This window comes from Komagataeibacter nataicola, assembly GCF_003207795.1.
Taxonomy (GTDB): Bacteria; Pseudomonadota; Alphaproteobacteria; order Acetobacterales; family Acetobacteraceae; genus Komagataeibacter; species Komagataeibacter nataicola.
Map to the genome: position 1 here is coordinate 81,928 of NZ_NIRT01000003.1, position 19,744 is coordinate 101,671.

Consider the following 19,744-nt stretch of genomic DNA (forward strand, 5'->3'; position numbering starts at 1 on the left):
CTCAAGGCAGCATCCTCGCATGAACGTGAAAGACTCGGTAATTCCCCCTGATATGCGCTCTACGCCCGCCCTGGCGCGGTACCGCAAGCGCCCGCTGGGGTTCATTTTCCATTACGTGCGGCTGCATGGCCGGTGGCACGCCATCATCATCAGCGCGATTACGGTGGCGGTGGCGTGCAATGTGGGCATGTCGGCCATCATCCGCCATCTGGTCAATGGCATGACCGGGGGCGGCCGGGGCATGGGGGCCGTGTGGGTCTCGATCGGGCTGTTCTGCGCCACCATCATCTGCGACAACGCGGCCTGGCGGGTGGCGGGGTGGATGGCCTCGGGCGTGTTCGTGCGCGTGGGCGGCGATGTGCGCGGCGACCTGTTCCGCTACCTCAGCGGGCATGATGCGACCTATTTTGCCAACCGGCTTTCCGGCGCACTCGCGGCCCGGGTCTCGGCGGCGGCGGGGGCGGTGGTGGCGCTGGAGAACATGGCGGCGTGGAACCTGCTGCCTTCGGTGCTGAACCTGTTCCTCGCCATCATCACGCTGGGCACGGTCAGCCCGCTGATGGCGCTGGTGCTGGTGGGCATGACGCTGCTGCTGGGGCTGTGCATCTACCTGCTGGCAGGCCACGGGCAGGAGATGCATCTGGCCTACGCGGCGGAAGCGGCGGAGGTGGATGGCGAGATGCTGGACGTGATGCAGAACCTGCCCCTGGTGCGTGCCTATGGCATGATGGGGGTGGAGCATGCCCGCATGCGCCAGCGCATCCGTGGCGAGATCGGGCTGCACACGTGCTCGTTGCGCTACATGGAAAAGCTGCGGATGATCCATTCCGTCGTCACCGCCTTCATGACCACGGGGCTGCTGCTGTGGGCCGTGCTGCTGTGGCGGATGCACAGGGCCACCACGGGCGATGTGGTGATGGTGACCACGCTGGGCTTTCTGATCCTGAACTGCACGCGCGACCTGGCCTTTTCCATGGTGGAGGCGATGAAGCACGTCACCCGCCTGGCCGAGACGCTGGACCACCTGCTGGTGCCGCATGAAGGCAGTGGCGTGGCCGAGACGGTGGTGCTGCCGCCTGCGGTGCTGCGCGGGCATGTGCAACTGCGTGATGTCAGCTTCGCCTATCCCGGTGGCGCGCCGGTGCTGTCGCATTTCAGTCTCGATATTCCCGCAGGCATGCGCGTGGGGCTGGTGGGGGTGTCGGGCTCGGGCAAGAGCACGGTGCTTGCCCTGTTGCAGCGCCAGCGCTTTGTGCAGGCAGGGGCGGTGGAGCTCGATGGCGTCAACATCCTTGAACTGGACGAGGCCAGCCTGCGCGCCTCAATGGCCGTGGTGCCGCAGGAGGTGTACCTGCTGCGCCGCCCGGTGGGCGAGAACATCCGCTACGGCCGCCCCGACGCCACTGATGAAGAGGTGAAGGCCGCGGCCGAGGCGGCGGGCTGCACCGGTTTTATCAATGCCATGCCGCAGGGATTTGCAACGGTGGTGGGCGAGCGCGGGGTCATGCTCTCGGGCGGGCAGCGCCAGCGCCTGGCCATTGCGCGCGCCTTCTTGCGCAATGCGCCCATCCTGATCCTGGATGAAGCGACCAGCGCGCTTGATGGGGAAAGCGAGCGCCATGTCCATGCCGCCCTTGAGCGGCTGATGGTGGGGCGCACGGTCATTGCCGTGGCGCACCGGCTCTCCACCCTGCGCGGGTTTGACCGGATCGTGGTGATGGAGCAGGGCCACATTGCCCAGGCAGGCACCATGGCCGAGCTTGAGGCCATGCCCGGCCCGTATCGTGACCGGCTGCTGGCGGCAGGCGACCTGCTGCGCCCCGTGCCGGGTCTTTCGCTCCTGTCCTGAACAAGGTCTGAAATAACGGATCGAACGTTGTCTGCTGGACTGTCGTTTCAGGCAACCTCTCGGATCAAACTACAAGGAAAACCCATGCAGGCCCCAGCCCACAGTATAGGCCCCGAAGACCTCGTGCCCATGGTGGCCGCCACCCTTGCGGACGAGACGGACCTGATCGCCAATATGGCGAATATCGCAGCCCTGGTATTCGAGGCGCTGCCGGACCTCAACTGGGCCGGATTCTATGTGTGGAAGGACGGCATGCTCGTGCTGGGGCCTTTTCAGGGGCGGGTGGCCTGCACGCGCATTGCGCCGGGGCGTGGCGTATGCGGCACGGTCGCGCGTGAGCGCAGGACAAAGGTGGTGCCCAACGTGCATGCCTTTCCCGGCCATATTGCCTGTGACGCGGCCTCTGCCGCCGAGATCGTGGTGCCGGTCATGCGCGGGGAACAGCTTGTGGGCGTGCTGGACGTTGACAGCCCCCGCCAGAACCGTTTCACCTCATCGGACCAGCACAGGCTCGAGCAGGTCGTGGCGCTGCTTGTGGCGCGGATGGCGCCCTGACCAGGCAGGCATGCCCTGCACACCACCACGGCCGTCTTATCGGGGCGGCCCGTTTCCGGACCCTCTGCTCAGGTAGCCGGTCACCTTTACTGTTTTCCGTCAGTCCGCAGGGCCGGGTGGGGCGTGGGATCGGGTGTGGTCTGCATCGGCGCACCCGGCGTGGGCGGGGCAGATGGCGTGTCCGTCAGCCGGGCAATGGCCGTGCGGGTGGTGAGCATGCCGTGAGCGGCCTGGCCGTGGTCATCGGGCGTGTCGGTCTGGGGGGTCATGTACATCATGCCCTGCGGAAAGGCCATGAGCACGCGCCTGCGCCGCAGGAAGTTCATGCCCAGCACGTTGTAGCTGGTTTTTTCGACATTTACGTCCAGCGGCAGGTCGTGCCATGCGCCAATGGCAATATTGTCAAAATGGTGCCTGCGTCCGTTCAGGATCTTTCCGGCATTGGTCCTGACGTGAATATCTTCATGCAGGATGGCGGGGGTCAGGCCCAGCGCCCTGGCATCCTTGCGCGCGAGCGAGGACATGTCCGCCCCCGGTTCGATCTCCATGCGTGTGCCCTGCGCGCCCACCTGCATGCGGATGCCGGTCAGGCGGCCGCGGCGGTCGGGCTGCAGGGGCAGGGCTGTGCTGTCCGGGCCGAGCCAGTCCTGCAATGGCGGGCAGCCGGCGGCCGTGCTGGCGATGAACATCACCATGACGCGGGCGGGAAAATCAAACAGCACGTCGTAATTGCCCAGTATGTCGTAGCCGATCACGCCCAGCACGGGCTGGTCATTGAGGCGGGGCTGGCGCGTGCCTTCAAGCAGGGCGGGCACGTCATCGGCATGGCCGTTGCTGATGCGCAGGTCATGCAGCACCGTGGTGTAGGTGGTGTCGACGCCTGCAATGGTCTGGATGCTGATGGCTGACAGAACGGGAAAGGCGGTGGGGCTGGGCGCATAAACGCCCACCTGGTCCTGCGTTACGCTGACATAGGCCAGCCCGTGCATGTCATTGAACGTGGCGGGAATGATGGGGCTGCCGCTATTGGTCAGCAGCGGAGCTGCGATGACATGGGTCAGGCAGGCGGCGGGCAGGCCATAGCGCAGCGCGGGCGGCGCTGCGGGCACGGGTGCATGCCGGGCCGCATGGGCGGGTGCGCCGCCCGCAAGGGCAAGCAGCACGGCCCCGGCGCGGGCCAGCCGTGCGGCGCGGGAATCAGTCCGGCTGGTCCGCGAGGTATTCCGCCACCTCGGCGTTTTCATCGAGGGGGGATTCGGTCTGGTCAAAGCGGGTGTAGTCAACGGTGATCCGCCCATCCGGCCCGGCGTTGATGATATCGACGAAGCGGTGATTATACAGCATGCGGTCAAATCCGTAAGCGGAACGCGCAAAGACGGTCTGCCCCGAGGCCTCGTCGGTGCCGGTCAGGCTGACAATGATTTCCGCCTCCTCCGCCGCCAGGTCTTTTTCCGTCAGGCCATCAAGGGGGCTGCGGGCATCGATGACATGGGTGGGCGTGCATGCAAAGCGCAGCACCGGCACATGCGACTGCTGGAGCGTGAGCGGGTCGAACTGTCGCACCACCCGGCCTGATGGCGTGTGGATGAGACGGGCGAGCGCAAACTCCACATCCACGGACAGGATGGGGCTGCGGCGGCAGTTGGCAATGCGGATATCAAGATGAAGCTGGCCGTTTTCCGACAGGATCAGCGCCTTGTCGCTGAACATGACCCGCGCGCGCGGGCGTGAGAAGCGCGCGAAGATGAGGCCCGTGGCCAGAGCGTTGATCATCATGCCGCCCAGCACTTCCACGGTGGCGATCAGGTTGGCGGTGCGGCTGACGGGCACCATGCCGCCATAACCCACGGTGGAGAGGGTCTGCACGCTGAAGAAGAAGAAATCAGCGAAGCTGTGCGGGTCGGCCCCCTTAATGCCCTGGCTGTCGGCCATGTACAGCAGCGCGAAAAGCAGGTTGACCCCCACGTAAACCAGCAGCGAGCAGTAAAAGAACGTGCGCCACGGTGCCGTAAGGGCATGATGATAGAAATCGGACCAGATGCGGTCCACCTGCCCCACGCGCACGATCGTGTCGTGTCCCTGGTCTTCGACCTTGTGAAGGGCTGGGGATCTGTCGCCTGCCGAAGGGCCGGGGCGTGGGGGTGTTTGTGGCCCGGCGTCCTGTGCCATGGCGTGTCCTGCCTGCGCGTGTGGTGTGGGGCCGGGGCTGATCGGCCTGACAAACTTTGTAATATGTCATGCGGCCCGGCGGGGCAACGGCCTGCGTGGTAGAAAGAGCGCACACCCTTCGCATATCCATGCGCCCGCCCGGCAGGAGACCCCATGACAGAGCTTACCCCCGACCAGATGGAACATATGGCCACCACGCTGGAAGGAACGGGTCGCTACCGTGTGCTGCGCCCGCTCGCCCCGCGCGTGCTGGCGCAGTACCCGCCCGAGGCGGGCACGCGGCTGGGCATGTTCCTTGACCTCGAGACCACGGGGCTGAGCGCGGTGAAGGACGAGATCATCGAATTCGGCATCGTGCCCTTTGTTTACACGCTGGATGGGCGGATTCTGGGCAGCCTGGAACCGTTCAGCCGCCTGCGTGAGCCCGCGCGCCCCATTCCACCCCAGATCACCGCGCTGACCGGCATCACCCCGGCCATGGTGGCGGGCCAGTCTGTCACGCCGGAGGAGGTGGCCAGTTTTGTAGCGCCCGCCTCGCTCATTATCGCACATAATGCAGATTTTGACCGCAAGTTTGCCGAGCGCTTTACCCCGGCCTTCACCACCAAGCCCTGGGCCTGCTCCATGAAGGATGTGGACTGGGCAGCGGAGGGCTTTGAGGGGCGCAAGCTGTCCTATCTGGGCATGCAGGCGGGGTTCTGGTTTGACGGGCACCGTGCGGTGGATGACTGCCAGGCGGGCATTGCCATTCTCGATCGGGTGCTGCCGGTATCAGGGCAGCCTGCCCTTGCGGCATTGCTGGAAAACGCCCGGCAGGTGCGCTGCCGCATCTGGGCGGAAAACGCGCCCTTTGAGTTCAAGGACCAGTTGCGCCAGCGCGGCTATCGGTGGAATGACGGGACGGATGGCAACCCCCGGGCCTGGTCCATCTCCCTGCCCGAGGCAGAGGTGGAAGCCGAACTGGCCTTTCTGCACGCCGAGGTCTTCGCCCGCCCGGTGGAACTGCCGGTTACGCGGATCACGCCCTGGGACCGGTTTTCTACCCGTTGTTAATGGGGGCGGGCGAGGAATTGTCGTTCATATGCTGTTTTGAGGACATTGCTTAATGCCCGATATCGAAGGGGACCGATATGGAGCCAAACGCCCCGAGGCCGGGCTGGGTGAAATACAGGGCCGTCTTGCCATCGGATGCATATCCATTGAAGTAGTTGATGGAATGACTGTTCAGAAGATTGGTGATGTTGAGCTTGAACTTGACATGGTTCATCGGCCCGATGACATGCCCGGTGGTGTAGCCCAATGACAGGTCAAGCGAGTTGAAAGGCGTCATGCCCTGCGTGTTTGAACTGTCGCCAAACCGGCTGCCAACCCATTTGTCGATCAGAGAAGCATAGAAATTCCTGTTATTGTAAATGATGCCGCCTGCGGCCGTGGCATCGGGCGCATTGGGTACCCAGCTGTTATCTGAGTTCAGGCGTGCCTGGTTGTAGCTGGCATTGGCAAACAGGGAGATGCCTTTGCCAACATAGAACGTGCCCTGCACTTCCGCGCCATAATACCGCACGGAGCCCATATTATAATATTGCGTGTTCTGGCCGATCAGGCGCGAGCCGATCATGTTGCTGAAATCGATGTAGTAGAAATCACCGCCTACGCTCCAGCGGCGGTCCTGATAGGAGGTGCCAATCTGGTAATTCCAGGTCCGTTCTGGCGAGACCTGGTTGTCAGACGGATTGCCGACATAGAAATAGGTCAGGCTAGGCGCCAGAAAGCCACGCGCGACCTGGATGTAGGAAGACCATTTGGGCGTAATCATGTAATGCAGGCTGAATGAGGGCAGGGGTGCTGTATAGGTCTGTGAATAGTTGAGCGGTTTCTTGGTCGTCTGGTTTACCGTGGCCTCAAGATCGCGCTCGAATGAGGCATATTTGAACCCGGCTGAAAATGTCAGCGCCTTCGTGATATGGACATCGGCCTGGATGAAGGGCTGTATGGACAGGTTCTGGTCATGCATCTGGCGTGTGATGGCCTTGGCGCTGTTGGGTACGGGCTTGCCCCCGAGTGTCCAGTCAAGGTTGTACTGTATGCGGCCATTGCTCTGGTGGTCCACCCATACGCCGGACTGGAAATCAACGATCGAGAATTTCTTCCTGATCTTGAGCACATCGCCCCAGGCGCGATAATCCATTTTCATCCGTGTGCCGGGCACGTCGGTTGCGCCATAGGCGGTTCCGTTTGCCAGCGTGCCATTGACGTCCTTGCCTGAATCACCAGGCTGGTGAAAATAGGCAAAGGTGTAGGCCTTGTTCTCGATTGTCCAGCCGGCGCCCAGGTCCGAGTTGATGCCGATATATTCAAGGTCGGTCTGGATACTGTCGCGGTTGTATCCTTCATAATTCTGTTTTGTCGGGTCGTTGCTCAGGCCATATTCCGAGCCGTATCTGGCGATCTGTTCGCGCGTGGCACCGGGCGGGGCATGCTGATCAACGTGGTTGTACATGCCGGATAGTGTCAAGGTTGTCCGGTTGCCTAGTGGCTGGATGTATTTCATCATGTAGTTCGCGCGGCGCTGTGCGGCGTAGCTTACGTACCCGCCGCTTGTCGTGCCTTCCACATCGGCAAACAGACGGCCGCCATGGGTGCCCTTTATTTCACCGGTATCGAATTCCGCGCCATAATTATAGGTGTTCCAGCTTCCGGCGCTGGCATAGGCTTCCGCGCCCATTTTCTTTCTGGGGTCCTTGGAATTAATGCCAATCCGGCCACCAAAGGTTGCAAAGCCCACGGTTGTGGCATCTCCCGGTCCGGCATCCACCTCAACCTGACCCAGGTCATGAGCGGCGTAATATGATGTGCTGTGATGGGTATTGTCATTTGTCTGGGCAATGGGAATGCCATCGAATGTGACGTCGTACTGCCCGTCGGAAAAGCCCCGCATCACCAGATTGGCACTCTCTGACAGGCCGGGACCATTGGGGGAAATGGACATCACGCTTGGTGCAATGGCCGCAACCGTGTCGTAATTGGATGTGGCGGGTAGATTGTTCTCGATATAATGCTTGCTCATGACAAATGTAGGCTGGGTCACGTTCAGCGGCGTATTGGTCGGGGACTGGTAGACAGCGGATTTTATGCGATCGGCATGGACCAGCATTTCCTCATTATTGTTTTGGCTTGTGGTGTCGCTGCTCTGTGCGGCAGGTTTGCCATGGGGTTTTGCGGGGCGTGCCGGATGTTTTTTATCAGCTTTCAGGTCATGCACGCCCTGCCCTGTTGCCGCATGGGCATGCCCCATCATGGATAGGGATAGAGCTGTAAGAGAAAGGATAGTATAATTTGCTGTAAATTTTGAAGGTTTTCGGATGGAGTCCATAATAAAATTGTACATTTTTACCACGCAAATCCATATAAAAATATTCTTCCGTTTCTTTTTTAATAAATTTTATTGCTGAGTTGAATTTTTATATTTTTAATTTTTTATTTCATCTGTGTGTATTTTTTATGAATTTTACTTCTGATCCTGTTTTTTCATTTTGTTTTGCCTTAGCGTGATCCAGATGTGGTTTTGAGTAATGATGTCATGAAACATGATGCGACATCATGATCTGTTATGAATTCAAGCATGAATGCAGGGGCTGATTGTGGTTGATATTTCATATCGATTCGTTCGTATTGTTTTTCTATTGCCTGTTCTTGCCGTCCTTGCCTCTTTCCCGGCCCATGCCGCACAGGACAGCCCTGCTGTGACCGGGGTAGGGAATGCCTTCGTGCCGCCGCCGCCCACTCCGGATTCCCCACAGGATCGTGATGACCGGTATATTTTCAAGGCGACCCGGGCGCTGAAAGATACGGAACGCTGGATGCTGGCAGCCCATGACAGCGATCTTGAAACACCGGTCTTACTGGATGATTTTTCCTGCGCCGCGGGTTTTCGGCTTGATGCGGCCCGGGCCCCCAACCTGGCTGCCCTGCTGGACAGGATGAAGGCTGCGCTGAAATCCACGGTTTCGGCGGAGAAAAAATACTGGCATCGGCCACGTCCGTTTGTGGAAGACCCCGACGCACCGTTATGCGTTGCCCGCCCCGTGGGAGAAAAGCCCAGCTTTGCCTACCCCTCGGGGCATACAACGGAAGGGTGGGCAACCGCCCTGTTGCTGGCGCATCTGATGCCTGGGCATGTATCTGGCATAATGGAACGCGGGCGTGTGTTTGGGGAAAGTCGGGTAGTCTGCGGCGTGCATTGGGCCAGTGATGTTTGGGCGGGTTACATGAACGGCAGCGTTCTGTTTAATGCGTTCCTGAGCGAACCTGGCGTTGCGCCGCTGGTTGTCGCGGCGCAGGCTGATATTGCTGGCCTTGAAAAGCAGCCTGTAGCGCCTGTCCCGGCCATGTGTGCGGCTGAACACAATGCCGCTGCTTTTTCTCCCCTGACACAGATACGTTAAGCCGCTTCACGGACCGGTAAAGAACGCATCGCCCATATAATCGGGCGGTCCTCCGTCCAGCCCTTCGGCCTCGAAGCCATCATTATACGGGCCTGAATAATACCCCATGCCGTAGTTATGTTCATTCCAGTCGTTATTTGAAATCATCGGGCCATCCGGCCCGGAAAGCTGTGGGCCCTGAGGCCCGGCGCAGGCCGCCAGCACGCCCAGCAGCGGGATCAGCAGGCCCAGGCTCAGGGTGGTTTTGCGTGCGGGCATAAGGCGGGTTCCTGTCATTTGCGCGGAGATGGCTGGCCGGGCAGCGGGCCTGTGACCGGCTGGCCACGATGCCAGACCTGTCTGATGCGGTCCAGCGCGGCAGGTTCTACCGTGGGGTTGCCCTGCACCACCAGCAGGTCGGCCCATTGGCCCGGTGCTATGGTGCCCCGGTCGGTCAGGTGCATGAGGTGTGCTGCATCGCCCGTGGCCAGTGTAATGGCCTGCAGGGGCGTAAGCCCGGCCATGATGGACAGCCGCACTTCGCGATGTTCCGCAAATCCGGGAATGCGCACCGGCGTGGCCCCGGAATCCGTGCCGAAGCCTACGGGAATGCCCGCGCGGTAAACCGCCATGAGGTTCTGCATGTTCATGGCCAGCGCCCGGTGGGCGGCGGCTGTCAGGGGCGCCGCCAGCGTTCTGGCCCGCCAGGCGGGGTCGGCAAATTGCTGGCGCAGCGCGGGCGAGAGGCCGAAGGACAGGAAGGGATCATCAAGCCATTGCGGGTTCTCGGCAAAGATGTAACCGGCCTCATCCAGCGAGAGCGTGGCGATATAGCCAGTGCCCTGTGCGTGCATGGCGTTGATCAGCGCCGCATCAATGGGCCTGTCGCGCACGCCGTGGGCCAGAATATCCACGCCCGCCGCCACGAGGGCGCGGGCATCGGCCAGGTCATGAATATGGGCCGCCACCCGTTTGCCCCTTGCGTGCGCTTGCGCAATGGCGGCGCGGTAGATCGCAGGCCGCATCTTGGGCAGGGGGCGCGCGCCGGGCACACCGTTGCGGAAATCATCCACCCACAGCTTGATCAGGTCCGTGCCTTCATCAACCATGCGGTTGACGGCGGCGCGTGTCTCGGCGGGCGTGGTGGGACGAAAGACCTGATCGGAGCCAATATGGAACATGTTTTCAGGTGGCACGCCATCGGGCGCGCCAATGCCCTGATCCACGCCATACAGGTCGGCGCCAGGGTTGCGCCCCGCATGCTGTTCGCGGCGCAGGTCATCAAACAGCGGGGAGCGGTTCAGCCCCAGCGCCACCACCGTCGTCACGCCATAATGCTCATACTGCGCGAGTTCGGACAGGATATTGGCGCGGGTATAATTTTCCGCCCCGTTATGGGTGCCGCTGACCTGACCCACATGGCTGTGATCCGAAATCAGCCCCGGCAGCACGCTCAGCCCTGACAGATTGAGCACGCGGGCATGGGCGGGCGGCTTCAGACCATGCCCCGTGGCGGTGATATGCCCGTTTTCAATCAGGATGTCCGTATCGGCCTGCGCAGGCTGCCCCGTGCCGTCAATGACGGTGGCATGGCGCAGCAGCACGGGTTTTGCCGTTTGGGCGTGGGCGGTGCCGCACAGGGCGGGCAGGCTGGCCAGAACGGCCATCAGGGCAGGGTGGACGCGGGGCATGAAGAACCTCCATCAGGCGCGGGTAATGGCGCAGTGTTGACCATCTGGCGCGCCTGCGTCCATTCACGTCCGTGCCGGTCAGGCGGTTCAGGCGGTTCAGGCGGTTCAGGCGGTTCAGGCGGTTCAGGCGGGCAGGCGGGTCGCGCCCCCTTCAATCAGGTCGGCAAAGGCGTCCTGCACGTCGCCACTTTCTGGAAAGCAGACAAGCACGTCATCGCTTTCCGCCTTCGCCTCACGCGCGGGCTTGACCACGCTCTCCCACTGGCGCGAAAGGGATGTAACCGTGCCGATTTCGGGTTCAAGAAACTGCCATGACCCCCCCTTCGCCGTGGACCCCATGACAGTGGTGAGCAGAAACACGCCCGCCTGGTCCGGCAGGGGCGAGGGCACGCGATGAAACTGGTAGAGCGTGCCGGATTTTCCAAACAGCGTGAATGAATTCCACGGTTCCATAAGCCTGTTACCTCCCTCGGTAGCGGGGCAGTATGCCATACTTCGTCATGATGGTGGAAAGGTGACGCAGGGCCTGCCAGCCATGCAGGCGGCAGCGTATCGGGGCATCGCTCCGGGTTGGTTGCGGGCGCTGTAAAGGATGGCCCCGGGGCCGCGTTCCATCTGGTGTGGAACGCGGGATATAAGGTTTCAGATGGCCGGGCCGGATGCCTGACCGGGCTTGATGGCACGCGGCTCCGTGCCTGTTGCAAGACAGCCGGGAGCACTCACATGCAGGCTTTGGCGCCAGAACGGGCGCGGCCGCGACGGGTCATGGCACTCTCTTGGCGCGGGCTTTACTGGATTACCGCGCAGGCCACGCGGTCCCCCGCGCCGCCAATGGGCTGGCTGCGATAATCATCGGGGTTGGCGTGGATGACCAGCGACGATCCATCAGGGTCCATCAGCCCCGGCCGCCCGTCCGTGCCGTTGAGCGTGACCAGCGTGGAATAAAGCTCCACCGTCACGCTGCCATCCTGCCCGACGAAGATGTTGGGCAGGTCTCCCGCATCGTTGGCGTTCGCGTTCAGCAGCCCATGGACCACCGGCGTCGTGGCATGGACATGCGCGCCCGCGCTGGTGAATTTCGGTACGCCACACGTGCCTTTTTCATGGAAATGCACGCCATGCCAGCCCGGGATCAGGCCATGGGCCTCGATGCGGAGCAGTACTCCCTTCGGCGCCGCCGTGACATGGATCGACCCGTGCGCCGCGCCATCCGCGCCCGTCAGTTCGCCCGAGGCCGTGTCCGCCGCCCGGACCGGGGAGGCGAACGCCGCGAAACCGCAGGCGAGGGACAGCAGGCCAAGAAGCCGGAGACGTCGTATGGGCATGAAAATTTCCTTTCGGCGGATACGTGGCGGCTGCGGCGATGCGCGGGCCGCTGGCCGCCGGGGCGCGCCATGGCCACCCGCCACGCGGTGTGATCGGGCACGTAGTCTTGACCCATGCGTGGGGAAGCGGAATCCAACTCTTTGTGAGGAAAGGGCCATGCCACGAAAAAAACGGCACCGCCCGATCATGGGCAACGCCGTTGCCTGTCCTGCGGCGTCAGGGCCGGGTGTGTGGGCATATGTCCGTTGTGCCGTAAGTAAAGCCGAGGACTTCGCGGATCGTTTCGCCTGAAGCATTCACTTGATCCCGCCGGTCTGCATCATCTGCTCGCGCAGGGAAGGGAGCGGCGTGGATATGGTGACATCATTGGACGGCAGCCGGTAACGCACAGGAACAATCACCAAAACGTTTGGCCTGTCGCGCATGTTTCAGGCCACCGGAATGTGCCTGCTTGCCGTATCATGACCGTCCAGCAGGAGAACGGGCATGGTTCACAGGGCACTGGTTGCGGGCGCAAATGGCATTATTGGCAAGGCCCTGCTGGAAGAACTTGCCACAACGCCGGGGTGGGAGGCGCAGGGCCTGTCGCGCAGCCATGGGCATATCCGTGCCGACCTGACCGATGCCTTGCAGACACGGGAAGCATTGCGGTCGGCGGAGTGCACGCACCTGTTTTACGCGGCCTACGGTCCTGGCGGGGGACTGGCGGAGGAGGATACGCGCAATTCGGCGATGCTGCGTAACCTGCTTGATGGGCTGAAGCATGCTGGCGCGCCGCTGCGGCGCGTGGTGCTCTATCAGGGCGCCAAGGTTTATGGCGTGCATCTCGGGCCGGTTTCCACACCGTTTTATGAAGACGAAAACCCGCGCCCGATCGGCCCGAACTTCTACTTTACCCAGGAACGCGAACTGCGGGCGCGCCATGCGGCCGGTGGCCCGGAATGGACGATCCTGCGTCCCGATGTGGTTGTGGGTGATGCTGCGGGCAACGCAATGAACATCGCGACCGTCATCGGGGCGTATGCCGCGATCTGTGCCGCCGAGGGGGCGGCGTTCCGGTTTCCGGGCTCATGCACGACATATGACCGGTGCCTGGCGCAGGTTACGGATGCCCATGCGCTGGCACGGGCAAGTTTGTGGGCGGCAACGGCTGATGCCGCGGCCGGGCAGGCGTTCAACTACGTCCATGCGCCGTTCCGGTGGCGTCGGATCTGGGAAGCTCTGGCCCGGCATTTCGGCCTTGTGGTGGGGGAGCCCATCCCGTTTTCCCTGACGGGGCACATGCCAGCACTTGCCCCGATCTGGGAACGGATCGGAAAGGATCTGGTGCAACCCGATTTTGCCAGGGCTGTCGGCTGGGGGTTCGGAGATTTCGTGTTCGGGATGGAGGCCGACGTCATATCGGATATGACGAAAATCCGGCTGGCGGGATATGCACAGGATGCCAATCCGCTTGCCGTCCTGGTCGGCGCGATCGAACGCCAGCAGCAGCAGGGCGTGATCCCGCGCATCGGCGGGCAATATTGATGTGCTTAAAGGTCGCCTGAACAGGAACGTTCAGTCATGCCCTGAAATCATGAACGTTTTTGGTGAAGCTTTTTTCAAAAAGCTTCAGATGACGTTGCCGCTTAAAAAAAAGACGACATCCCCAAACTGTTCTTCTTTTCATCAATGATCTGTTTTTTCAAACACTCTATGAGCCATCCCGCAAATAACGGAAATCCGTCAGCGTCTGGATTGGCTCAAGGCTCAACAGATTGGAAAGCAAAGAAATGCCTGTAATCAGTGGCTTCCGCAGAGAACTGCGGCAAAGTCGCTGGCGTCCCGTACGGGATTCGAACCCGTGTTGCCGCCGTGAAAGGGCGGTGTCCTAGGCCTCTAGACGAACGGGACTAAAGGCGTGAGCGGTAACTATCCCGCCACGGGGGACGGGTCAACCCCCTAATGCAAAAAAGACTGAAATTATTGAGCGATCGCCACATCGCGGATGAAGAACGTGGCTGATGTCCGCCCGTTCCAGCTCTCGGCCCGCAGCCAGCCCGCGAGGTGGAGCGGGGGCGTGTCGCGGTCTTCCAGCACCGGGGCGAGCGGGCTTTCATTGGCGCGGAACACCAGCGCCTTGAGCCGTGGGCCACGGTCTTCGCCCTGAAGTGTAAGGCGCAGGGTATTGCCCTCGCGCCCGATCCGCTCGGCATAGGCCACGCGCACACGGGGCAGGGCGATGAGCGGTTCGTCATTGCCCGGGCCAAAGGGGGCGAGGCGATCCATGTCGGTTGCAAGCGCCACGTCGGCGGCAGCCACGTTCACCACGGCGTCGATGGTCAGGTCCACCGCATCGGGCAGGTCGGCGGCGGAGGCCAGGTACCGGTCGAGGAAGTCGTGCAGTGCGGGAACCCCTTCGGCAGGCAGGCCGAAGCCTGCCGCCATGGCGTGGCCGCCGCCTGATGTCAGCAGCCCCGCCTGCCGCGCGGCAATGATGGCGCCGCCCACATCCTGCCCCGGCACGGAGCGGGCCGAACCCTTGACGCTGCCATCATCAAGTTCCGCGCCCACCAGAACGGGGCGGTTGAATTTTTCCTTTATGCGCCCGGCCACGATGCCCACCACGCCGGGGTGCCAGTCGCGCCCGCTCAGCACCAGCACGGCATGGCCCTGTTCGCGCTGGGCGGCGGCGAGTTTCATGGCGCGGTCCAGAATGCCGGCTTCCACGCTCTGGCGGTTGTGGTTGACGGAATTCAGCTTGTCAGCCAGTGCCTGCGCCTCGGCGGCATCATCTGACAGCAGTAGCCGCAGCCCCAGTCCGGAATCGGCAATGCGCCCCCCGGCATTGATGCGTGGCCCGAGTGCGAACCCGCAGGTAAAGGCGGAGAGCGGGTCACGTGCGCCCGCGGCCTCAAGCAGGGCGGCAAGCCCCGTGCGCCCGCGCTGTGCCATGATGTTCAGCCCATGAATGACGAAGGCGCGGTTCAGCCCGGTCAGCGGCATCACGTCGCACACGGTAGCCAGGGCAACCAAATCGAGGCTGTTCTTGAGCTGGGGGTCGGGATGGGTGTCAAACCATCCTTGGCTGCGCAGCAGGCGCGTCGTGGCCCCGGCGGCCAGAAAGGCCACCGCCGCCGCGCAGATGGTGCGCAGGCCGGAGGGGCAGTCAGGCCGGTTGGGGTTGACCGTGGCCACCACGCGGGGCAGTGCGCCCTGCACCTGATGGTGGTCGAGCACGATCACATCGCCACGCTGGCTGACATGCTCCAGCACCTCGACCGCCGCCGTGCCGCAGTCGAGGCAGATGATGAGGCTGGCGCCCTGAGCCTGCATGGCTTCAATGGCGGGGATGTTGGGGCCGTAGCCCTCCGTCATGCGGTCGGGGATGTGGGTGAGCACCGTGCAGCCCTGCGTGCGCAGGAAGGCGGTCAGCAGTGCGGTGGAACAGGCTCCATCCACGTCATAATCGCCAAACAGCCCGATGGTCTCGCCATTGCGGATGGCGCGCGCCATCCGCTCGGCGGTCACATCCATGTCCACCAGCGTCGAGGGGTCAGGCAGCATCCGGCCCATGACGGGCTTGAGGTAGCTTTCCACCTGTTCGGGGCTGATATGGCGCAGGGCCAGCATGCGGCCCACGATCTCGGGCAGGCCGGTCTGCTGGGCAATGGCCATGCCCATGCGGTCGGCGTGGCTGGCCTGGCTGCCCGCGCGCCATGTCCATCGCCGCCCTGTCACGCTGTGGGTTACCCCCAGCACGGCGGGAACCGCCCCGTCCCCTGCCAGTTGCGCGGCGGGGGCGGGAGATGTCAGGTCGGTAACAGGCACGGGCAGGTCCTTGTGCGTGGGGCCGGGGTCAGCGACGGGGCGCGGATGGATACGCGCCCATCCGCGCCGTTTCTAGCCCGCGTCGATGCGGATCAGGGCAGGCTCGTCCAGCACGGCGGCCAGTTCGGCAATGTGGTGCAGGGCGTGCTGCATGGCCGCTTCGTTGGTCTTGTGGGTCAGCAGCACCAGCGGCACGGCGTGGGTGCCGTCGGGGCGGGTTTCATGTGCATCGGCATGCTGGAGCATGCTGCGCAGCGAGACGCCATTGTCACGCAGTACGGCGGTGATGTCGGCAATCACGCCGGGGCGGTCTTCCACGTTCAGGCGCAGGTAGTATTCGCCTACGAACGATTTGGCGGGCAGGGCCACGGCCTGCGTCAGGCTGTCGGCATCGCAGCCCCATACGGGAATGGCGGCGCCGCGCGCGATGTCGATCAGGTCGGCGCACACGGCGGTGGCCGTTGGCCCTTCACCCGCACCCCGGCCCTCCAGCATCAGGCGGCCGACAAACGCGCCTTCCGCCACCACGGCGTTGAACACGCCATTGACCTGCGCGATCGAGGCATCCTGCGGCACGAGGCACGGATGCACGCGGGCCTCGATGCCATTTTCATGCTGGCGGGCAATGCCCAGCAGCTTGATGCGGTAGCCCATCTTGCGCGCGAACTGCAGGTCAAGCGCGCCAATGCGGCGGATGCCCTCGATATAAACGGAGGCGAACACCACCGGCCGCCCGAAGGCCAGCCCCGCAAGGATGGCCAGCTTGTGGGCGGTGTCGATGCCATCCACATCGGTGGAGGGATCGGCCTCGGCATAGCCCAGCTTCTGGGCATCCGCCAGGATCTCGGCAAAGTCGCGGCCGGTCTCGTGCATCACGCTCAGGATGTAGTTGCACGTGCCGTTGAGGATGCCGCCGATCTTGAGGATGCGGTCCGCCGCCAGCCCTTCGCGCACGGTCTTGATGGCGGGAATGCCACCGGCCACCGCCGCCTCGAACATCAGCGGCACGTCCGCCGCCTGCGCCGTGCATGCCAGCTCCGCGCCATGGATGGCGATCAGCGCCTTGTTGGCGGTCACTACCGGCCTGCGGTTTTCCAGTGCGCGGGTCACGGTCAGGCGGGCAGCGCCCTCGGCGCCGCCAATCAGTTCGGCCACCACGTCCACATCGGGGTGGGTGGCGAGTTCCTCGGGCGTGTCGCACCATGCAACACCCGTCAGGTCGACCCCACGGTCACGCGTGCGGTCGCGCGCGCTTACGGCGGTCACGACCAGTTCGCGCCCGGCGCGGGCGCGGATCAGGGCCGCGTTCTCGCGCAGCAGTTTCATAACGCCAGCGCCAACCGTGCCCAGCCCTGCAATGCCGATGCGCAGGGGCGGTTTGGGTGCGGGCGTGGGAGAAGGTTTAGAAGTCATCTGTTTTCCGTCAACCGAGTGGGCCGTCATGAATGGGCGGGCTGCGTGTCAGGCAGGGGGGCGGCCTGCTGGCTGGTGGGGGCAATGCCGCCATGTTCCGTCATGAAATGGCGGATGGAGCGGCAGGCCTGCCGCAGGCGCTGGGTGTTTTCCACCAGGCCGATGCGCACGAAGCCTTCGCCATGTTCGCCAAAGCCCAGGCCTGGCGCGACCGCAACGCCTGCCTCCTTGAGCAGCAGCTTGGAGAAGCCAACGCTGCCGAGTTCGCGGAACCGACCGGGAATCGGCGCCCAGGCGAACATCGAGCCCTCGGGCGAGGGCACGTCCCACCCGGCCGCGTGCAGGCCCTGGATCAGCACGTCGCGGCGCTTGCGGTAAATGTCGCGAATTTCGGCAACGCAGTCCTGCGGGCCGCTGAGTGCTGCCACCGCCGCGACCTGAATGGGGGTGAACGCGCCGTAATCAAGGTAGGACTTGATGCGCGTCAGCGCCGAGATCAGCTTGGGGTTGCCCGCAGCAAAGCCCATGCGCCAGCCCGCCATGGAATAGGTCTTGGACAGCGAGGTGAACTCGACCGCGATATCCTTCGCCCCCGGCACTTCAAGGATCGAGGGGGGCACGTTGTCGCCAAAGTAGATCTCGGCATAGGCCAGGTCGGACAGGATCCAGATCTCGTGCTTGCGCGCAAACGCCACGAGCTTGCGGTAGAAATCGAGATCGGCCAGGTACGCGGTCGGGTTTGACGGAAAATTGACGATCAGCGCCGTGGGCTTGGGCACCGAATGGCGTACCGCGCGGTCGAGCGCCTCGAGCATTTCATCATCCGGCGTGGCCGGGATGGAGCGCACGGACGCGCCCGCGATGATGAAGCCGAACTGATGGATGGGGTAGGACGGGTTGGGCACCAGAATGGTGTCGCCCGGGCTGGTGATGGCGGAGGCGAGGTTGGCCAGCCCTTCCTTTGAGCCGAGGGTCGCGATCACCTCGGTTTCGGGGTCGAGCTTTACGTTGAAGCGGCGCTCGTAATACCCCGCAAGCGCCCGGCGCAGGCCGGGAATGCCCCGGCTGACCGAATAGCGGTGCGCGCGCGGGTCCGACACGGTCTCGACCAGCTTCTGCACGATATGCGGCGGCGTGGGCGTGTCGGGATTGCCCATGCCGAGATCAATAATATCCTCCCCCCGCGCTCGGGCGGCGGCCTTGGCCTTGTTGACTTCAGCGAAGACATAGGGCGGCAGGCGGCGGATACGATGGAATTCTTCGGTCATGGGACGCTCTGTTACGGGCGGGCGAAATGAATGCGCGCCGGGTTGCGAATCAGCTCATGCGGGCCCGCGTACCGGGCCTGCGGCGCCAGTCTAGCGCAGCACTGCAATTCTTGCACCATTGCCAAAGGCATGGGCGCGCACCACGATGCTCGCGGCGGGCACGCCGCGCGCCACGAGCATGGTGGTGATGGTGCGGGTGCGCAGGATGGCGAGGTTGAGGGCGGCGGTCTGCCCTTCCGCCGTGGCGTTGCTGGCGTTGCCATAGCCGTTCACGATTATGAAATTGCCGCCGCGTTCCTTCACGGCGTTGTTCACCACCTCGTCCTCGCCATCGGCAATGTGGTCCGATCCGGGCAGGAAGTGCACCGTTGGCCCGTCATCGGCGCTGGCAAGGTGGTAGTTCGGCAGGTCGAGCCCGTCACGCTCCGCGTTGTCAGGCAGGGTGATGCCGCCCACCTTGGGCAGGGCGGGGGCATCCTGGGCTATGGGTGGCAGGTTGGCGGGAATGGCCTCGGGGTGTTCGCTCACCATGGTCGAGACCTCGGGCATGAGCAGCAGGCCGTTGCTGCCATAGAGCGGGCGGCCGTCCGGCCCGGTCCGGGGGGCGGTGGCGGCGTTCATGGCCGTGCCCTGTGGCGCCGGGGTGGCCGTGGCGGCGGTGCCGGCAGGCGTGGCGGGGCTGTCCGCCGCCTTGAGCGAGGCGGACTCCGTGCCGAACTGCGTGTGCGAGGGAATGGGCGGAATATCCGCCATCGTGGGCATGGTGCCCATGATCGCGTCCTGGCGCTCGTTGAGTTCGTGCTGGGCCTCGAGGTCGGCGGTAATGTCCTCGCGCAGGTCGGGCGAGGGCAGTTCAGGCGCCTTGTGCGGGCCAAGCCCGATCTTGGGATAGGGCTGGTGGGTGCCTGGCGGCGGGGGGCGCTGGTGGCTGATTACGCCGCCCTGGTACTGGTGGTACCACTGCGTCACGGTATCGACCGTGTCCTGGTGGTGCACGCAGCCCGCAAGCGCTGCCGCGCACAGGGCCAGCATGGCGGGCCGTGCGGCACGCGCGCTGCACGATGGCGGAAAAAAAAATCTTCCGGGACTTGGCGATGGCACCCGCTTTCCCAATCTCTAGCTCCCATGGCCCTTGTGGCCTGCACACGACACGACCGGGGCAAACTAGCCTGCAATGCCGCTCTTAGCGAGAGGGGTTGCGTCACTTGCGTCATGACGTGCGTCACCTCTCCACCCGAT

Annotated in this window: 16 protein-coding genes and 1 tRNA gene; 5 read left to right on the forward strand and 12 right to left on the reverse strand. The window is 63.5% G+C overall.

The features are described from left to right. The first annotated feature begins 52 nt into the window (after positions 1-52). Together CDI09_RS02790 and CDI09_RS02795 are read left to right on the forward strand one after the other, a co-directional pair. A complete protein-coding gene (locus tag CDI09_RS02790; RefSeq protein ID WP_078524953.1) occupies positions 53-1,849 on the forward strand; it encodes an ABC transporter ATP-binding protein in 1,797 nt (598 codons plus the stop codon). 84 nt (positions 1,850-1,933) lie between these two features. Continuing rightward, on the forward strand, positions 1,934-2,404 hold the full coding sequence (locus CDI09_RS02795) for a GAF domain-containing protein (protein WP_078524951.1): 471 nt from the start codon (positions 1,934-1,936) through the stop codon (positions 2,402-2,404). Positions 2,405-2,490: 86 nt separating this feature from the next. On the opposite strand, the gene CDI09_RS02800 is transcribed toward CDI09_RS02795, so the two are convergent. Beyond that, positions 2,491-3,648 carry a retropepsin-like aspartic protease gene (locus tag CDI09_RS02800; protein ID WP_078524949.1) on the reverse strand — a complete coding sequence of 386 codons (1,158 nt, stop codon included), beginning with the start codon at positions 3,646-3,648 and terminating at the stop codon, positions 2,491-2,493. Then, complete coding sequence (locus CDI09_RS02805; protein WP_078524947.1) at positions 3,602-4,573, reverse strand: ion channel; 972 nt, start codon at positions 4,571-4,573, stop codon at positions 3,602-3,604. The genes CDI09_RS02800 and CDI09_RS02805 overlap by 47 nt, the downstream gene beginning before the upstream one ends. Before the next feature lie 153 nt (positions 4,574-4,726). Here CDI09_RS02805 and CDI09_RS02810 point away from each other — a divergent pair, with 153 nt between their 5' ends. Beyond that, a complete protein-coding gene (locus tag CDI09_RS02810; RefSeq protein ID WP_078524945.1) occupies positions 4,727-5,626 on the forward strand; it encodes a 3'-5' exonuclease in 900 nt (299 codons plus the stop codon). A 49-nt stretch (positions 5,627-5,675) separates the two neighbouring features. Here the strand turns inward: CDI09_RS02810 and CDI09_RS02815 are convergent, their stop codons facing one another. Next, positions 5,676-7,871: a TonB-dependent receptor gene (locus CDI09_RS02815; protein ID WP_167370180.1), complete on the reverse strand. Its 2,196-nt coding sequence runs from the start codon at positions 7,869-7,871 to the stop codon at positions 5,676-5,678. 445 nt (positions 7,872-8,316) lie between these two features. Here CDI09_RS02815 and CDI09_RS02820 point away from each other — a divergent pair, with 445 nt between their 5' ends. Beyond that, positions 8,317-9,018, forward strand: a complete 702-nt coding sequence (locus CDI09_RS02820) for an acid phosphatase (RefSeq protein ID WP_167370179.1) — start codon at positions 8,317-8,319, stop codon at positions 9,016-9,018. A 6-nt stretch (positions 9,019-9,024) separates the two neighbouring features. Here CDI09_RS02820 and CDI09_RS02825 read toward each other — a convergent pair whose 3' ends face one another. The 4 genes from CDI09_RS02825 to sodC form a co-directional block, all read right to left on the reverse strand. Beyond that, entirely contained in the window at positions 9,025-9,276 is a 252-nt protein-coding gene (locus CDI09_RS02825; RefSeq protein WP_078524939.1) for a hypothetical protein, read from the reverse strand. A 14-nt stretch (positions 9,277-9,290) separates the two neighbouring features. Beyond that, positions 9,291-10,688, reverse strand: coding sequence for an amidohydrolase family protein (locus CDI09_RS02830; protein WP_078524937.1), 1,398 nt, complete (start codon positions 10,686-10,688; stop codon positions 9,291-9,293). A gap of 123 nt (positions 10,689-10,811) precedes the next feature. Then, positions 10,812-11,141 (reverse strand): hypothetical protein, encoded by a 330-nt coding sequence (locus CDI09_RS02835; protein WP_078524935.1) that lies wholly within the window; start codon positions 11,139-11,141, stop codon positions 10,812-10,814. Between the two features lie 335 nt (positions 11,142-11,476). Then, the gene (gene sodC, locus CDI09_RS02840; protein WP_205836675.1) at positions 11,477-12,013 is read right to left on the reverse strand and encodes a superoxide dismutase[Cu-Zn]; all 537 of its coding nucleotides are present in this window, start codon (positions 12,011-12,013) and stop codon (positions 11,477-11,479) included. 487 nt (positions 12,014-12,500) lie between these two features. On the opposite strand from sodC, the gene CDI09_RS02845 reads away from it, so the two are divergent. Continuing rightward, entirely contained in the window at positions 12,501-13,541 is a 1,041-nt protein-coding gene (locus tag CDI09_RS02845) for an NAD-dependent epimerase/dehydratase family protein (protein ID WP_078524933.1), read from the forward strand. Positions 13,542-13,831: 290 nt separating this feature from the next. On the opposite strand, the gene CDI09_RS02850 is transcribed toward CDI09_RS02845, so the two are convergent. The 5 genes from CDI09_RS02850 to CDI09_RS02870 form a co-directional block, all read right to left on the reverse strand. Continuing rightward, positions 13,832-13,907, reverse strand: a tRNA-Glu gene (locus tag CDI09_RS02850). A gap of 69 nt (positions 13,908-13,976) precedes the next feature. Then, entirely contained in the window at positions 13,977-15,677 is a 1,701-nt protein-coding gene (gene recJ / locus CDI09_RS02855) for a single-stranded-DNA-specific exonuclease RecJ (RefSeq protein ID WP_408884485.1), read from the reverse strand. 219 nt (positions 15,678-15,896) lie between these two features. After that, positions 15,897-17,237, reverse strand: coding sequence for a homoserine dehydrogenase (locus CDI09_RS02860; RefSeq protein ID WP_078524929.1), 1,341 nt, complete (start codon positions 17,235-17,237; stop codon positions 15,897-15,899). Between the two features lie 26 nt (positions 17,238-17,263). Further along, positions 17,264-18,505: an LL-diaminopimelate aminotransferase gene (locus CDI09_RS02865; protein ID WP_078524927.1), complete on the reverse strand. Its 1,242-nt coding sequence runs from the start codon at positions 18,503-18,505 to the stop codon at positions 17,264-17,266. A 90-nt stretch (positions 18,506-18,595) separates the two neighbouring features. After that, the gene (locus tag CDI09_RS02870; RefSeq protein WP_078524925.1) at positions 18,596-19,618 is read right to left on the reverse strand and encodes a hypothetical protein; all 1,023 of its coding nucleotides are present in this window, start codon (positions 19,616-19,618) and stop codon (positions 18,596-18,598) included. Positions 19,619-19,744 lie beyond the last annotated feature (126 nt).

Excerpts from the sequence above, each read along its gene's own strand:
- CDI09_RS02790 (WP_078524953.1), top strand. The coding sequence starts at position 53 with ATGCGCTCTACGCCCGCCCTGGCGCGGTACCGCAAGCGCCCGCTGGGG.
- CDI09_RS02795 (WP_078524951.1), top strand. The coding sequence starts at position 1,934 with ATGCAGGCCCCAGCCCACAGTATAGGCCCCGAAGACCTCGTGCCCATG.
- CDI09_RS02800 (WP_078524949.1), bottom strand. The coding sequence starts at position 3,648 with ATGAAAACGCCGAGGTGGCGGAATACCTCGCGGACCAGCCGGACTGAT.
- CDI09_RS02805 (WP_078524947.1), bottom strand. The coding sequence starts at position 4,573 with ATGGCACAGGACGCCGGGCCACAAACACCCCCACGCCCCGGCCCTTCG.
- CDI09_RS02810 (WP_078524945.1), top strand. The coding sequence starts at position 4,727 with ATGACAGAGCTTACCCCCGACCAGATGGAACATATGGCCACCACGCTG.
- CDI09_RS02815 (WP_167370180.1), bottom strand. The coding sequence starts at position 7,871 with ATGATGGGGCATGCCCATGCGGCAACAGGGCAGGGCGTGCATGACCTG.
- CDI09_RS02825 (WP_078524939.1), bottom strand. The coding sequence starts at position 9,276 with ATGCCCGCACGCAAAACCACCCTGAGCCTGGGCCTGCTGATCCCGCTG.
- CDI09_RS02830 (WP_078524937.1), bottom strand. The coding sequence starts at position 10,688 with ATGCCCCGCGTCCACCCTGCCCTGATGGCCGTTCTGGCCAGCCTGCCC.
- CDI09_RS02835 (WP_078524935.1), bottom strand. The coding sequence starts at position 11,141 with ATGGAACCGTGGAATTCATTCACGCTGTTTGGAAAATCCGGCACGCTC.
- sodC (WP_205836675.1), bottom strand. The coding sequence starts at position 12,013 with ATGCCCATACGACGTCTCCGGCTTCTTGGCCTGCTGTCCCTCGCCTGC.
- CDI09_RS02845 (WP_078524933.1), top strand. The coding sequence starts at position 12,501 with ATGGTTCACAGGGCACTGGTTGCGGGCGCAAATGGCATTATTGGCAAG.
- recJ (WP_408884485.1), bottom strand. The coding sequence starts at position 15,677 with ATGGGCATGGCCATTGCCCAGCAGACCGGCCTGCCCGAGATCGTGGGC.
- CDI09_RS02860 (WP_078524929.1), bottom strand. The coding sequence starts at position 17,237 with ATGACTTCTAAACCTTCTCCCACGCCCGCACCCAAACCGCCCCTGCGC.
- CDI09_RS02865 (WP_078524927.1), bottom strand. The coding sequence starts at position 18,505 with ATGACCGAAGAATTCCATCGTATCCGCCGCCTGCCGCCCTATGTCTTC.